This is a genomic window from Shewanella sp. SM101 (assembly GCF_025654465.1).
Classification (GTDB): domain Bacteria; phylum Pseudomonadota; class Gammaproteobacteria; order Enterobacterales; family Shewanellaceae; genus Shewanella; species Shewanella oncorhynchi.
The window spans coordinates 16,117-31,721 of record NZ_JAKKRH010000038.1; the positions used below are offsets into that span (position 1 = coordinate 16,117).

Sequence of the window (15,605 nt, forward strand, 5' to 3'; positions counted from 1 at the left end):
TTAAACGCTATGTTCTAGAGCCAACAGATTCTATGTCTGTGTTTTTGGTCATTAGAAGCGACTTAAGTGGATGCTGGAAATAGAATTCCCCAAGGAAAGGCTAACCTAACATGACCTTAAAATCTCCAAGGCCTTTGCTAATGTGTGACTTGGATCTTTCTATTTCTAAAGAGGTATTTAAAGCGAGAGGTAAAAATGATTTTAGAACAAAAAAACAGCGGGGTTTTGAAAGGGAAGAATATAAAGAGAGAGGTAACAACCTCTCTCTTTAATAACGATAAAAACATTGCTCTGAATGAGAGCGTTAAATCTGTTTAGTTACCGTGGACTTCACTCAATTGAGCTGGAGTATGACAAGTTGCACAGCTTTCAGATGCACGAGTTTGTACATCTTTTGCGTCTTTACCGTTTAAGATACCACCATTAGTCTCAATGTGCGATTTAGCCGCATCAGAGAGATATTTCTGGTGACAGCTTAAACATGCGCCTGCATCAGAAGATACCCAAATATCGGCACCTTTATTGTTGATGTCACCAAAACGCCATGCACGTTCAGGTGCACGGCCTAAGGTAATACCTGTAATGACGTTTGATTTATCTACGGTATGGCATGTAGCACAATCGGTTTTAAGTACAGTGCCTGATTGTACGCCTGCATATTTTAGATAATGGCCTTCACGTTCGTGAGCTTTCCAAGCAAAGCTAGTTGGGATTTTGCCACCTGGATAGCTTGAATCGGTTTTAAGGGTTTTGTCAGATGTATGACAGGCTTGGCAGTTTACACCATTGTCATAATGATGGATTTGTTGATTGTGACAGCCTTGGCATTTAGCTGTGTCAATAATTCCACGACGCACACCTGGTTTGGTACTTTGATCTGCAGCTGTGCCGTTCCAAACAAAATTGAATGGCGCTTCTTTTATCATAATTTTGCGCACATTTTCTGTCGTACAATCTGTCATTACAACATCAGCAACGCCGTAACCACCATTGTTGAAACAAGCTTCAAGAGTTGACCATAGTTCGAAAGTTTTTCCTACTGCGTCTGCAGGAAATACCATTTTACTAGCAGTTAACGAATAAATTTTGCTAGCAGGATCAAATGTACCTTCCGACAATGCAACTCGACGAGAAGAGGCTGAAGCATATTCGGGGTAGTTCTTATCACTATCCCATGCAATAAGCACTCTACTGGACTGATTTATTAAGGTTTTATCTACAGCACTACCAGAGCCATCTAATATTTGAACTTTGAATGTTAGTTTGCCATTGATATCAGCAGTAATGTCAGTGAATTTCACGCTCATTGCTTCTGCGTCTTTATATGCTTTCAACACATCGCCATGACGTTTAGCCGCACTGCCTGTTCCACCGTAGGGTTGAGTTGCATTATGACAGGCAACACAGTCATTGCTGCTGTGGTGAGCAGATGGTTTTTCAGTGTGACAACCAATACAGGCTTGATTACTTAAATCAGCCTTAAATAGATCGGCATTAGCTGGCGCGTTCGTTCCTTCTACGTGACAGGCTGCACAATCCGCGGCAGGTTTTAATGGGAAACCAACCTTGCCATAGTCAATGACTTTACCGCCATACCCCACAATTTTATATGGTGCAGGAACTTCCGCTCCAGTTTCATCATAGGTATGACGTTCGCCACCTTTATGGATAGCATGAATCATGTAAGTAAATTCAATGCTATTGCCTGATTCAGGGTCACCAGATGTTGCCGTATGGCAAGATGCACAGTTCTCAATATCAACTCTGCGGCCGCCGTGTAACTCTAAACTTTCTGGTTGGTGACAGGTGTAACAGGCTGTTATTGAAACAACGTTACGTGTTTGGATTCCTTCTGTTTTACCTGTTGAAGGCTGCCAGTCAAAATGTGCGTTTGCTGAAAGTTGTGGTAACTCAAGCTCTAAGGTTGCACGTTGAGTCGCTTCAGCGCTGTAAGTGATGGCTAAGGGCTCAGTGACATTGGCGATATTGGCTTGATAGGTATAACTGTAGTTGCCATCACCATGATCGACTAAACATGTATCACACTTGGCTGCAGCTTCAACGTTGGCTTGATATTGAGCGGATGGATTGAGGTTATCCACGCCAGAAGGCACTGTGCCAGGTTCTTTTTTCGTATTGATATAGGCTTGCCATTGGTAACCGCGGTCAGCGGGTTTTGCTGGATCTTCTGTTGCTACTGTTACGTGGCTAAGTTGCGCAATACCAAAGCGAATGTCGTGATCTTTATTCAAGCCAAGTACAGCCACACCATTCGCATTTTCTAATGTGAAATTAACAGTCACTTTACCTGCATCGACTGTGGCGTTAGTGAAACTTGCTTTCAGTGTAGGAGTTGAATCGATATTAACACCGACAACGCCAGGTTTTCCGTCTTCACCATCTTTACCGTCACTACCACCGCAACCGGCGAGTAGTAGAGAGAGTAAACCGGCACCCAACATCGCTTTTGTTGCGGTATTGAAATTGAACCGTTTCATCATGATATTTCCCTGCAATAGTTGTAATCATCATCAAACGCTTGGCAAATAAGAATAAATCTCATTACCCGCATAAGATGTGTGGAATTAGTTTTCCATCTGTAAGGCTAACTAAGTCACTGGTATTTATCAGTCACTTTAGGCGGGTAATGTGACTGAGATCTGACTATTTCTTTAGGAGTAGATGGCTGCATCGTATGAGTTCCTTTTATATCTGCAGTTGCTGGCCTTTTTAGGCCAGCATCATAGGGTTAGTTTATTGGATGCACTTTCAACACGTCCGCGACTCCGCCCTGTCCATGACAGAAAGCACAGGTTTCAGTTCCTGCGGTTGCATCGGATTTTGTACCTGCAAAAACAGCACCTTGCTGAGCCATGTGGTTATGAGTGCTGGTATCTGAATGGCAGTTGCTACACACAGCGGCAATTGGGCTGGTAAAAGTGCCGTTATTGAGGGCAAGGGGTTGCACCGCTGAATTTAAGGGGAGGGCGACGGTAGAAATTCCCGCAGTATCGTTAACATGGCATTGGGCACAGTTACCGATTTTTCCTGGGTAGTTTAGGCTTTCAAACCCTGTGAATTGACTGGTGTGAATACCGTGGATCAGCTGCTTAAAGTCAAATGACGTGATTGAAGGATTGGCTGCCGTCGCATCGGCCAGCATATTGGCGTTATGGCATAGCTGGCATTGACCATCGAGATCGTTACGTGAGCCGTGAATATTCAGTTTTTGATCACCATGGCAATTACCGCAGCTTGCATTACTCACAACGCTACGGCGACCTTCATTGCTCAATGCTGCCATATCAAAATAACTGTGGCTGGATTTAATCACTAACACTTCCGCCAGTTCAGTCGTGCAATCAACCAGTACTTTATCTTTGGCACAGACTCTGCCTTGAATCGCAAGTCCACCATGATCCGTTTCAGTGCCTGCTGACACGGTAAGGCCCGCTATCGTATAGGTATAAATGCCATTAGAGCCTGATATGGGCGTGGATTCCGGCAGTTTAATCGAGCGAGCTGAACGGGTCGCATAATCAAAACTGGTTCCCCAGTTGGCATATATCCTTAAATCATTGATAAATTTTAGCTTATTGGCACTTTCGCTATACACAGTTCCTGTGGCTGGATTCATTAGTTTAACCGCAACAGTGACCGTGCCATTGGCATCCATACTGGCGCTGGTGATCCTTGGGCTAAATTGCATCAATGCCGCGTTTTTAGCTTCATCACTGTGTACGCTTGCGGTCCAGTCGGCATTATGACACGCCACGCAGTTACTGTTATCTGTTTGCACTGGGTGTCCTTCGCCTGCGGGGAAATTGATCTGTGTATGACAGGCACCACAGGCTTGTATGGTCGGGATTCTGCGCCAGTTTTGCTGTTCGGTTAACTCAGCCTTATCGACGTGACAGGTTTGGCAGTCACTAATGGGTTGCGGGAAGCCGGTTAAATGTTTGCTGTGGATCATTTGTGGGAAAATATCCGCAGGGTTACTGACCTTTTTGCTGTTATGGCAGGTGACGCAGGTTTCGATTTGATTATATCTACTGCCATGGAAAGCTAGATTACTGTGGCAACTATTACAGGTCTCTATTGTGACTAAGTTGCGGGTGTAAGCGACATTACTACCTGAAGATTGCCAGTCATAATGCTGATTGGTTATAGGTAAGGGCGTGTTATCAGCAAGTTTATCGCCGCCAATTTTGACCACCATTCTTTGGGTCGCTTCGGGCATAAACGTCATTCCATTCATGCCATTAAATGCTGTGCTGAAGGTGTAACTGTAGTGACCGTTTTTATGATCTGTGAGACTGCCAGGGCAAGTTGCTGCGCAGGTTTCAGCGGTAAAGTGCTGCCATTCACTGCTATTCCCCGCGCCTGTATAACCTTGGGGGAGAAGCTGCGCGGCAATAAATGTCGCCGATGGGATACCAATCACGGCTTCATCATCTTGATTGCTTACTTGAAAATCCACTTGAGCAATGCCATCTGTCATCGCGACTTTATCGACCATGATGTTAAGGCTAGTTATCGTTAATGCAGGCGGTTTCGCAGGCTCACCGGGATTACCATCTTGGCCGTTATCACCGCCACAGGCGCTTAATAGGGAGACTAAGGCCAGCATAAGACTGAATTGAGTGCGAATTTTTGCAAACTTGTTCATATTTCTATCCTTGGAATGCGCTGTCAGTGCCTAAGTTACATTTGGTAGCTTAAGGTCAAGCCTAAGTAGTGAGCGTTGTAGTCGTGGCCCATATCACCAAAACTGAGTACGTTGGGAATCGTGTCCCAGCTTGTGCCTTGGTTTTGCCAGTTAGCATCTTGATATTTTTCGAATAACCAATCGATGCGCAGCGACATGCTGTCGGCAAACTTATATTTGGCGTAGGCATTAATATTGTGTTTGCGGGCGTAAAAATCGCCATAGGGACTGGTGATGCCGTAGGTCACTTCGGTATCACTCTGTCCGTCGGAATAGCTGTAATCCAAACCAATATCGAGGTGATGATCGAACAGGTTTTGATAACTAAGCCCTGCACCAATCAAGGTCGATTTTTCCTCGGCAGTGCTGTACCAATCGGGTGTCGAGAAGGAATTACTGCCCGCTTGGTCTGAATCGCGCCAATCTTGGTTAACAAAGGCGGTTAAATTGAGGTCACTGCTCAGCATATATTGGGCTGACAAGTCGTAACCGAGATAGGACACCTGAGTTAGACCTACTAGGGTATGATGATAGTCGTCATCGACACTGTGCAAGCTGGCGCCCAGCGAGAGGCCCATATCAGTTTGATAATCCGTGTGTAAGGTGACTTTCTGTCTTTTTCTATCGGCAAGGTAGGATTTACGTAGCCAAGGATTACTTGAACTTTGAGTGGTTGCGACGGGATGATATTCACTGCCATCTCGCTCTAGTGCTTCTCCTTTCAACCAAGCTGACCATGCGGGCGAATAGCGATAACTCAGTTTAGCAAACACGCCAGATTCATCGATGGATTGGCGGTCGAGTTCGGCATAATCGTTTTCATTATGGCTGTAACCCGCTTCGGCATAAGCCGCTGAGGTAAAACGGTATTTGCTTTTAAGTTCGAGTTTTTTGGTGCGCTTATCATAAAGGCTATTTTGGGCTGTGCCTTGATTAATACTGTCGGTGATGATCTGCGGAAAGGCTAATTTGGCCGTTTTGTTATCTCTGTCTTGGTAGTTATAACTTGCCTGTACACTTAAGTCTTGGGTGATCCGGCCTGAATATTTAAGGATCATCTCAATAATATCCACTTGGCCATCTAAGGTATCGGCAGGCAGGACGGGCGATGGGCCATTGATGGTGGCTGGAATAAAGGCGTCATCTTGGGTCATGCGACTAAAGCCTGCGTGCATCAATACATTTTGACCATTTGCCCCCCCTGAGGCTTCTGCGGCAACTCGGTAGGCTTTATTGTCGGGGTCGACCGCATTCTGGCCTAAGTATGCTGCGCCAAAGGTGGGTGTGTAGGCAGACTGCCACAGCATGGCTTGGTGATCATTTTTATATTGGCTGATTTGGCTATTGATGCCAGCTTGCCAGCCTGAACCGTTAAAATAAATTCTCGCATCGACTTCATCAGTACTGTCATCAATCGGTTGGGCTAGCATAACGCTATTGGTGAGTATATTGGCACTGGTCTTTTTTGCGCCACTGCGGTCTTCATGCTGATAGTTTAGCGAGGCTTTGTAGTGACTGTTATTGTCACCTTCAGGTGATATTTTGCCAGCGTAGTAACCACCGATACTAAAGCGATCACGTTGAATACTTAAATCTTGGCTAACAAGGCTGCTCTGTAACATAGGCATAGATTGCGTTGTGCCGCCTGTTATCCAGTTATCGGGCAATAATATTTTATCTTGCACTGAGGTATAGGGGCTTTTGAGTTGATTATGGTTATAGTTTGCTAAGCCTCTATAACCCAAGTTGATTTGATAGTTTCCCGGCCTTCCGGTTGTGAGCATGGCAGATCCAGCGTCAAAGCCTAACTTGTCCGCGACCAGCTCGGTTTGATAACCCGTCTGCGTTTTGTACATCATATCCGCACCGACGGCGCCAACGAGACCATCATTATCTGTCCCTGTGCGGTTACCGAAACGGCTGTCCTCACTATCGTTGTAAGCGAGGCTGGCACTGACATTGCCAATATGACCTGTCTTAAGTTGGCATTGCTTACAGCTCCATGCCTCGGTCTTTATGTTACTTCGATTCGCTTCTTGCAGCTCATAACCTTCGGCGTGTGCTTGAGTCAAAACACCGCTTATCGCCCAAGCCAGCAAAGTGAGGGAGAAATAAGCGCTAGGGTGGGACATTTTAGCTGTTCGCATGATCATTCCCTTGTTATCTCTGTAGTAATTTGCCAGAAGGATGGTTAGATCCATGCACTTGTCCGTGACAATTCATACAGGAATTACCAGAAGTGAAGGCATTGGTTTGATTGCCAAAATAGGCATTACTGCTATGGCCATCCGAAGCGTGACACTGCTGACACAGTTGTGGCGGTTTGCTGATCAGCATGGCTTCGTTCACGCTGCCATGGGGATTGTGGCAATTAGCGCAGTTGTCGGTGACGGGGGCATGTTCCCACAGTTTAGGGCCGCGTTTTTCGGCATGACAGCTATAGCAATTTTCATTAACACTCATTTGCTTCAAGCTTGAATCGTTTAAACTGCCGTGGGGATTATGGCAGTCACTGCACACCATTTGTTGCCACTGTAATGGATGCGCCGAGCGCTTGTGCATATCGGCTTTTTGTTGGGTATGGCATTGGGTACAAATGGCGACTTCATTGGCTTTATCGCTGATAGGATCTTTTGCGGTATGCACTTGATGGCAGCTGCTACAGGCGACATCGGCGTTATCGTGGTGATTGCCTTTCCATGCGGTACGTTGACTGTCATTGTGGCAACTCATGCAGACACTGTTTTGCTTTTGCGCGGGAACAGGGGAGTTAGCGCCAAAGGTGATCATCGGCTCTTTGCCACCTTTGTTATGATTCCCTAAAGGGCCGTGGCAGGCTTCGCACTGCAAATCGGCCATGGGTGAATCTTTCACATTGGGGTTGCCATGAACCCCCTCAAATATTGCCATCACCACGGCACTTTTTTTGTGGCACATCAGGCAAGTATCAGCGCCTTTAGCGGAATACTTACCTTCGGCGAATTTTTTGTCTAATGTCGCAACAACTTCTTCTGGTTTTTTGTCATCCCAAGGGGTCGCTGAGGCCGAAACGCTTGCGATTGATAACAAAATACATAGCATAGCCTTAGCTATGCTTCTGAACTTTAGCCCTATTTCCATGGTTATGTTTTCCCGAGTGCATTTATATTTGTTATTTTTACGCTTTCGATATTGCTAATTTAGCTTATTGAGCTCGGTTAATATTAGAACAAGTGTGTGACACGTGCTTAACATTGCGTGGTCTTTTCACTGTAAAGAAGGATGATTTTACAGGCGATATAGATTAAGTGTGATTTTGATCACACTTGCTTCGGGTGGGATTTGTTTACAGCGTTTTGACTTCTGTGCATCGCTTGATAGTCACTAATGCTAAGGTGCGGATTTTTATTTTCGGTTGGTCGTTTATTCATTGGAATTTTTATCACATAATACCCAACACAATTGAAAACTATTATCGTTACCAATCAAAAATCTTGATCTAGGTAAAGTTATTAGTGTCATCGCTCGGTTACAATGGGCGCAGTTTTTCGAGCTGAACCTGTTGCAAGGTGGAATACGTAATGAAGTTAAGCGAACTCAGTCCCGGCGATCGCGGTCTTATTTCTGAAGTGGGGCGTTTGGCGCTGCCACAAACCGTGAAGCGCAAGTTGTTGTCCATGGGGATCACGCCAAATACGCGTTTTTTATTGATCCGATACGCACCTATGGGTTCTGGTCTCGAACTGGATATTCGTGGTAGTAAACTTTGTATGCGCAGAGATTTGGCAGACATCATTGAGGTGGAAAAGACGAATGGCTAAGCAGTTTCATTGCGTCACAGTAGGAAACCCTAACGCGGGTAAATCTACACTCTTTAACGCGCTAACAGGCGCAAATCAGCAAGTGGGTAACTGGTCTGGTGTTACGGTCGAAAAAAAGACTGGTCATTTCACCTTAAACGGTGCTGACGTCTATCTGACAGACTTACCGGGTATTTACGATCTTCTTCCGGCGGGTAATAGTTGCGATTGTTCACTTGATGAGCAAATTGCGCAGCAATACCTTGCCGAGCAACGTGTCGATGGCATTATCAATTTAGTTGATGCCACTAATATCGAACGTCACTTATATCTCACAGCCCAATTACGTGAACTCGCTATCCCTATGGTGGTGGTGCTGAATAAAATTGATTCGGCTGTCAAACGTGGGATTAAAGTCGATCTAAAGAAAATGAGCCAAGAGCTTGGTTGCCCTGTGATTGGCGTGTGTTCGCGAGATCCTGCCGATGTCGCTAAAGTGCAGGCACAGGTACTCGATTTACTTCAAGGCCGAGTCTCAGAAGCCCCATTAGTGCTTCATTATGATGAACAAATTGAAGCGGGCGTGCAGTTACTCTGCAGCAAAGATGCCCAATTAAGTCGCGGCCGCGCTTTGGCTATGCTAGGTAATGGTTCAGGTTGTGGTAGCTGTAAAAATGCTGAACTGCAGGATGAAGTGAATTCCTGTACTCAGATTATTGCTCAGCAAGGCCATGATATTGAAGTGATGGTGGCGACCACGCGCTTTAATTTCGTTGAACAAGTCTTTCAAGGTTCAGTGAAAGAGTCAGGGTTCCTCACCCTCAGTGACAAATTAGATAAACTCGTTTTACATCCTGTGCTTGGCATTCCTGTGTTCTTGTTTGTGATGTATTTGATGTTTATGTTCAGCATTAATATTGGCAGTGCTTTTATTGATTTCTTTGATGTTTTTGCTGGCGCATTGTTTGTCGATCACTTCGGTTCATTCTTGACGAGCATGGGCTCTCCGGCTTGGCTGGTCACTATCTTAGCGGGCGGTGTCGGCCAAGGCATTCAAACCGTATCAACCTTTATTCCTGTTATTGCGGCGCTTTTCCTCGGTTTGTCGATCCTCGAAAGTTCTGGCTACATGGCACGCGCTGCATTTGTGGTTGACGGTTTAATGCGTCGTATTGGCCTGCCTGGTAAAGCATTCGTTCCTATGATTGTCGGGTTTGGTTGTTCAGTGCCTGCAATTATGGCTACGCGAACCTTAGGCAGTGAGCGTGAGCGTATTGTGACAGGGATGATGGCACCATTTATGTCCTGTGGTGCACGTCTTCCGGTTTATGCACTATTTGCGGCGGCTTTCTTCCCTGATTCAGGTCAGAATTTAGTCTTCTTGCTGTATATTATTGGTATCTTTGCCGCTATCGGTACGGGTTTATTACTCAGAAGCACTTTATTACCCGGCAGCAGTAGCGCTGTGGTGATGGAGCTGCCAAGTTATGAACTACCTAAGCTGAAAGCTGTTATGGTTCGTACAGGTAAACGCACTAAGAGTTTTATATTAGGCGCAGGTAAAACGATTGTTCTAGTTGTGACCTTATTGAACTTCATTAATGCTATTGGTGTTGATGGTACATTTGGCCATGAAGATAGCCAAGCATCACTCCTAAGTGTCGCGAGTCAAAAAATTACGCCTATCTTCTCGCCTATGGGCATAGAGCAGGATAACTGGCCTGCAACCGTCGGTATTATCACGGGTATTTTCGCTAAAGAAGCGGTTGTTGGTACCTTAAACAGTCTATACAGCAGCGCGGCGCCGACAGATGAAGAGCTTGCACCATTGAGCGAAAGCTTTAATGCGGCTCTGGCAACGATTCCAGCTAACTTGTTTGGTTTAGATCTTGAAGATCCGCTTAAACTGTCGGTCGGTGATTTAACCAATAAAGAAACCGTGGCTGAAGAACAAGGTGTTGCGACATCGACTTTTGGTGCTTTACAAGCAGGTTTTAGTGGTAAAGTTGCGGCTTTCTCCTACTTGCTGTTTATCTTACTTTATACTCCTTGTGTTGCGGCAATGGGCGCCTTAGTGCATGAGTTTGGTTCTCGGTGGGCGACGTTTGCGGCAACGTGGACTTTCTCACTGGCTTATGGTTCTGCAACGGTAGTTTATCAAGCCGCTACCTTTACGCAGCACCCAGTTCAATCAAGTCTGTGGATTGGTTTCTTCTTGTTTGCATTAGCCGCTTTTTATCTGTGGTTGAAACGTAAGGGTAAAAGAAGCCAGCAGATTATTCCTGGGATCCGCATTATCACCGAGTAAGATTTACTGAGTCGGCGTGACTGAATAATAAATGTCAGCTTAGTTAGGTCAAAGATAAAAGCAGCTTTCATGGCTGCTTTTATTGTTTTACTATCGCGGTTATAACCCCAAACAGTCAAAAACCAGAGTTTTTAACCCTAGGCATTGTAACTAGTGGTGATCTGTAGGATCATGCTGGTTTTCTTAAAATTGCCATTGTTCGCAAAGAGGAATTCCATGAGTCATGTGGACACTGAAGTACGTCCGAGTAACTTTATTCGTAATATCATAGATGAAGATTTACAAAGCGGTAAGCACACGAGTGTACAGACTCGTTTCCCGCCGGAACCGAATGGCTATCTTCATATTGGTCATGCTAAATCTATCTGCTTAAATTTTGGGATAGCGCGAGACTATAACGGTCTGTGTAATTTACGTTTTGACGATACTAATCCTGAAAAAGAAGACATTGATTATGTGAATTCTATTCAGGCGGATGTGCGTTGGCTTGGATTCCAGTGGGATGGTGATGTTCGCTATTCATCAAACTATTTTGATCAGTTACATCAATATGCGGTTGAACTGATTAATAAAGGTTTGGCTTATGTGTGTTTTTTGAATGCGGATGAAACCCGCGAATACCGTGGCACGTTAAAAGAGCCAGGTAAAAACAGTCCTTTCCGCGACACATCAGTCGAAGAGAACCTCGCCTTATTCGCTAAGATGCGCGACGGTGGTTTTAAAGAAGGTGAGTGTGCGCTGCGTGCCAAAATTGATATGGCGTCGCCATTCATGTGTATGCGTGATCCTATCATCTACCGTATTCGTTTTGCCCATCATCATCAAACAGGTGACAAGTGGTGCATTTACCCAATGTACGACTTCACGCACTGTATTTCTGATGCGTTAGAACATATTACCCACTCTTTATGTACATTAGAGTTCCAAGACAACCGTCGTTTATACGATTGGGTGTTGGATAATTTGAACGACTTTCAAGCGCCGAATCGTACTCGTCAATACGAGTTTTCTCGCTTAAATCTCGAATATACCTTGATGTCTAAACGTAAGCTGAACGACCTTGTGACCCGTAAACTCGTGTCAGGTTGGGATGACCCACGTATGCCAACGATTGCAGGCTTACGTCGCCGTGGTTATACACCGGCGTCAATTCGCGAGTTTTGTCAACGTATCGGCGTGACTAAGCAAGAGAATATGATTGAAGTCGGCATGTTAGATGCGTGTATTCGTGAAGAATTGAACGAACATGCACCGCGTGCGATGGCCGTATTACGTCCATTGAAAGTCATCATCGAAAACTATGCTGAAGGTGAGCTTGAATACATTCAAGCGGCCGCTCATCCAAATGATGAGAGCATGGGGACGCGTGAATTAGCCTTTGGCCGTGAAATATTGATTGATGTGGCTGACTTTAGAGAAGAAGCCAACAAACAATACAAACGTTTGGTAGCAGGTAAGGAAGTGCGTTTACGTAATGCCTATGTGATTAAAGCTGAGCGTTGTGACAAAGACAGCGAAGGCAATATCACGACGGTTTACTGTACTTATGATCCTGAAACCTTAGGTAAAAACCCTGCAGATGGCCGTAAAGTTAAAGGCGTGATCCATTGGGTTGAGGTATCTACAGCTAAGCCTGCTGAATTCCGTCTCTATCAGCGTTTATTTACCGATCCTAATCCTGCTGCGGCAGAGACTGTGGATGAAGTGTTAAACCCTGAATCATTAGTGGTTGTGCACGGTTTTGCTGAAGCAAGCCTAGTGAATGCACCTGCGGAACAAGCCTATCAGTTTGAGCGTGAAGGCTATTTCTGCGCTGACAGCAAAGATTCATCGTCGGATAATTTAGTGTTTAACTTAACCGTAGCGCTGCGTGATTCTTTCGAGTGATTTTGCTTAAGTGGATCTGTTTGGCTTAGTGAGTCAAACAGATCTGCTAACTCGCTCAGAGCGTTAATTAAACCCAAAAAAGAAGGCCTTTACGGCCTTCTTTTTTATTTTCTGCTACAAATCAATTGCGACGCAGAGCTTGAGTTGCTGTTGATTAAATTTGTGATGAATTAAAATGGTTATTGGTACATAGGACCAAAGCCTAAGCTCCATAAAATGACACTAGTTGCCATTAGCCCCACCAAGAGTACTAAGCCTGCTGTCACCATAGAGCTGGCGTAGATAAAACCTTTCTCTTCAGGGATATTCATAATGATAGGCACCCCCGCGTACAGTAAATACACTGAGTAGGCTAAACCAATCAACCCTACTATCATGATAAACCATAGCACTGGATATAATGCGGCTAAACCGACCATAAACAACGGGGTTGCAGTGTAGGACGCGAGCTCTAATGCTTGGGTGTAAGTTGGGTTAGCATCGAAGGTTTTTGCCATCCAATAGGCTAAATAGGCAAGGGCGAATACGCCTGCAATCAGGCCTAAATACATGCCTGCGGACATAAATAGGGCGCTTTGTGGTGTAAGGTAAATAGGATCGCCAGCGCCAGGATTCCAGCCAATGTAAGCCGTAGCTATATAGCTGCACACCGCCGGAATTAAGGCGATAAGTACTACATGGCTTAAGCTACTTTTTAGTGCCTCATGGTTTTTTTCAATTGTTTGCCACTCTTGTTTTGGATGAGTGTATAGCCCCATTAAGTGATTCAGTATCATTATAATTATCCTTGTTCAGCATTGATGAATGGCTCGCCAAACGTCAGACGAGCTGATAACAGCTCTACAATCGAGGTTAAAATGGTGTCCTGTCTTTTTATCCATCGATTGGTTACACATAGAGAAGTGAGAGGCTGTGTGATCAGGATCTCAGTTCTTTAGAGTGTAGATTATTTATTGAACAAAAAGTTCAGCGCGTCAAGTTTACTTAAGCCTAATGCTATAGCTTATGAGTAAATATGCGTAAAATAGCGCGATATTCAGAATGATATTGAGTGAGTCCATGCTGCAACTTCTTGCCCCCATCCACGCATTTCTTCACTGTGAAACACCGCAAACTTGGATTGATGTCGCGATAAAATCAGATTCCTTGGATGAGTTGCTGATCGACCATTGTAACTGTGAGTACTGTGGTAAGGTGTGCATACAAACTTTTTGAGCGACCAATTAATATGAAGAATCTTACTAAAGTGTATTTATATCAGCGTTTCAGTAGTCCTAAGCAGGAGTTGGGTAGCTCATTGTACCGACAAGGAAACGAGCAGCGAGCGTGGCTTGAGAGAAATAAAGATTGGGCTGTAGAAGCTGGGTTGTATGAAGATAAAGGATTGTCTGGGCATACAGGAGCACATTTAGATAAAGGTTCCTTAGGTCGTCTTGTTAATGATATTGAAATAGGGCGAGTAAGGCATGGCTCTATTATTCTAGTAGAACGTTTTTCACGCCTTTCTCGAATGAAGGTATCTGAAACTCAAGAGTTATTGCGGAAGATCTGGAAAGCTGGAGTAACCATTGTAACTGCGAAGGATGATGCAAGATATGGCCCCGAAGGAGAAGATGATCTTGGGATACAAGTTAAGCTTCTGGTTGAAATTCACGGTGCTTTTTCTGAGTCTCAAAATCGTAAAGAACGAGTATTAGGTAGTTACAATAAACGAAGAGATGAAGCTCGAAAAGGTATTACTCCAAATATCAGAAAACCATTTTGGTTGAATAGTGATGGTACTGTTAACGATAAGCATGTCGTTATTAAAGATATGTTTGAGCTATATCTTTCTGGAAATGGGCAACGAAATATCCTAAATCAGCTGAAGGACAAGTATCCTGATTTGCTAGAAGTTCAAAGGATGAACCCGTCAACAGTTATCAAGTGGATCACATCTGATGTTGTTCTGGGTTACTGGCGAATCAACGAAGTTGAGCGTTATAAAGTTTATAAAGCTGCTGTGGATGAGTCGATTTATTACAAGGCTCAAACTGTACATGAAAAGCGTCTACATAAAAATGTAAACCCTAACCGAGAGTGGCATCTCAGCGGTTTAGTGCAATGTGGCCACTGTGGAAATGGATGTTCGATTCAAAAGTCGAAACATTCTTGGCCAGTATTGCGCTGCAGTTACAAGCAACGTCTGGCTAGAAATGCATGTAGTTCTAAAGGAATATTCCCTTACCTGTTGCCTTTATATTTTTTTAGGTCAAACCTTGAACACTTCTTTTTAGCTAGGTTAATGGAGTTAAGTCAAAATGAAAAAGCTAACTTAACTGTTTCAAAGTTAGATATCGAAATAATCAAGTGCAATGAGAAACTACAAGTTCTTGAAAATAAGCTGCTGAGTTCTGAAAACGAGATGATAAACTCGTTACTTAAAGTTATGGAAAAGATCACCGCGCAACTAAATGAATTAAAAGGACAAAGAGAAGAGGCATATAGTATAGCTACAGGTAATAGCATACTTAACTGGGTAGACTTGAAAGATATAACCAGTGATTCAAAACGACTTAATCTATTATTCCAACGACTAGACTCAAAGATGGTGATTAAAGATGATGAAGTTTCATTTGACCATGGGGACTTAAGAAAAACGATTAAATATCTTGGTTACTCCAGAAAAGATGAAGCTTACCGTATTGAGAAGAACTACGCTGACATGGGCGATCTAGAAGATGAACATGCTGTTATCTTCATTGATGACCAGATTGTGGCTTATGATGAATTAGCAAATATGTTGGAAAAAATGGGGGAAGTGACGCAACTAGAAGCCAATATCAAAGTATTGACTAATTTGCACCCTAAGCAAGTGATTATTGATTAGAACCATAACCTTTAGTCCCTTTGCCTTTCATCTGTGAACGCCTGCTTATCAAGT

Annotated in this window: 10 protein-coding genes and 1 pseudogene; 6 read left to right on the forward strand and 5 right to left on the reverse strand. The window is 44.2% G+C overall.

Annotation, left to right across the window (positions count from 1 at the left end; genetic code table 11):
* The first annotated feature begins 110 nt into the window (after positions 1-110).
* A complete protein-coding gene (locus L5M38_RS18240; RefSeq protein WP_198572185.1) occupies positions 111-272 on the forward strand; it encodes a hypothetical protein in 162 nt (53 codons plus the stop codon).
* Positions 273-314: 42 nt separating this feature from the next.
* Here L5M38_RS18240 and L5M38_RS18245 read toward each other — a convergent pair whose 3' ends face one another.
* From L5M38_RS18245 to L5M38_RS18260, 4 genes are all read right to left on the reverse strand, one after another.
* Entirely contained in the window at positions 315-2,501 is a 2,187-nt protein-coding gene (locus L5M38_RS18245; RefSeq protein ID WP_263179911.1) for an OmcA/MtrC family decaheme c-type cytochrome, read from the reverse strand.
* A gap of 248 nt (positions 2,502-2,749) precedes the next feature.
* Positions 2,750-4,669, reverse strand: a complete 1,920-nt coding sequence (locus L5M38_RS18250; RefSeq protein WP_263179913.1) for an OmcA/MtrC family decaheme c-type cytochrome — start codon at positions 4,667-4,669, stop codon at positions 2,750-2,752.
* A 35-nt stretch (positions 4,670-4,704) separates the two neighbouring features.
* Complete coding sequence (locus L5M38_RS18255; protein ID WP_263179914.1) at positions 4,705-6,855, reverse strand: MtrB/PioB family decaheme-associated outer membrane protein; 2,151 nt, start codon at positions 6,853-6,855, stop codon at positions 4,705-4,707.
* Positions 6,856-6,868: 13 nt separating this feature from the next.
* On the reverse strand, positions 6,869-7,828 hold the full coding sequence (locus L5M38_RS18260; protein WP_263165956.1) for a DmsE family decaheme c-type cytochrome: 960 nt from the start codon (positions 7,826-7,828) through the stop codon (positions 6,869-6,871).
* Between the two features lie 440 nt (positions 7,829-8,268).
* Here L5M38_RS18260 and L5M38_RS18265 point away from each other — a divergent pair, with 440 nt between their 5' ends.
* From L5M38_RS18265 to glnS, 3 genes are all read left to right on the forward strand, one after another.
* Positions 8,269-8,508, forward strand: a complete 240-nt coding sequence (locus L5M38_RS18265) for a ferrous iron transport protein A (RefSeq protein ID WP_028760477.1) — start codon at positions 8,269-8,271, stop codon at positions 8,506-8,508.
* The gene (gene feoB / locus L5M38_RS18270) at positions 8,501-10,795 is read left to right on the forward strand and encodes a Fe(2+) transporter permease subunit FeoB (protein ID WP_105252942.1); all 2,295 of its coding nucleotides are present in this window, start codon (positions 8,501-8,503) and stop codon (positions 10,793-10,795) included. Before L5M38_RS18265 ends, feoB begins: the two co-directional genes overlap by 8 nt.
* A gap of 216 nt (positions 10,796-11,011) precedes the next feature.
* Positions 11,012-12,682 carry a glutamine--tRNA ligase gene (gene glnS, locus L5M38_RS18275; protein WP_263179915.1) on the forward strand — a complete coding sequence of 557 codons (1,671 nt, stop codon included), beginning with the start codon at positions 11,012-11,014 and terminating at the stop codon, positions 12,680-12,682.
* 179 nt (positions 12,683-12,861) lie between these two features.
* Here the strand turns inward: glnS and L5M38_RS18280 are convergent, their stop codons facing one another.
* Positions 12,862-13,458, reverse strand: coding sequence for a Yip1 family protein (locus tag L5M38_RS18280; RefSeq protein WP_105252940.1), 597 nt, complete (start codon positions 13,456-13,458; stop codon positions 12,862-12,864).
* 283 nt (positions 13,459-13,741) lie between these two features.
* On the opposite strand from L5M38_RS18280, the pseudogene miaE reads away from it, so the two are divergent.
* Together miaE and L5M38_RS18290 are read left to right on the forward strand one after the other, a co-directional pair.
* Positions 13,742-13,864, forward strand: a pseudogene (miaE, locus tag L5M38_RS18285) (tRNA isopentenyl-2-thiomethyl-A-37 hydroxylase MiaE); the annotation flags it as partial.
* A gap of 46 nt (positions 13,865-13,910) precedes the next feature.
* Positions 13,911-15,551: a recombinase family protein gene (locus L5M38_RS18290; protein WP_263179916.1), complete on the forward strand. Its 1,641-nt coding sequence runs from the start codon at positions 13,911-13,913 to the stop codon at positions 15,549-15,551.
* Positions 15,552-15,605: the final 54 nt, after the last annotated feature.

Bases quoted from the DNA above. Each gene is read 5' to 3' on its own strand.
- L5M38_RS18290 (WP_263179916.1), top strand. From the start codon at position 13,911: ATGAAGAATCTTACTAAAGTGTATTTATATCAGCGTTTCAGTAGTCCT.
- L5M38_RS18250 (WP_263179913.1), bottom strand. From the start codon at position 4,669: ATGAACAAGTTTGCAAAAATTCGCACTCAATTCAGTCTTATGCTGGCC.
- L5M38_RS18280 (WP_105252940.1), bottom strand. From the start codon at position 13,458: ATGATACTGAATCACTTAATGGGGCTATACACTCATCCAAAACAAGAG.
- glnS (WP_263179915.1), top strand. From the start codon at position 11,012: ATGAGTCATGTGGACACTGAAGTACGTCCGAGTAACTTTATTCGTAAT.
- L5M38_RS18255 (WP_263179914.1), bottom strand. From the start codon at position 6,855: ATGCGAACAGCTAAAATGTCCCACCCTAGCGCTTATTTCTCCCTCACT.
- feoB (WP_105252942.1), top strand. From the start codon at position 8,501: ATGGCTAAGCAGTTTCATTGCGTCACAGTAGGAAACCCTAACGCGGGT.
- L5M38_RS18245 (WP_263179911.1), bottom strand. From the start codon at position 2,501: ATGATGAAACGGTTCAATTTCAATACCGCAACAAAAGCGATGTTGGGT.
- L5M38_RS18265 (WP_028760477.1), top strand. From the start codon at position 8,269: ATGAAGTTAAGCGAACTCAGTCCCGGCGATCGCGGTCTTATTTCTGAA.
- L5M38_RS18260 (WP_263165956.1), bottom strand. From the start codon at position 7,828: ATGGAAATAGGGCTAAAGTTCAGAAGCATAGCTAAGGCTATGCTATGT.
- L5M38_RS18240 (WP_198572185.1), top strand. From the start codon at position 111: ATGACCTTAAAATCTCCAAGGCCTTTGCTAATGTGTGACTTGGATCTT.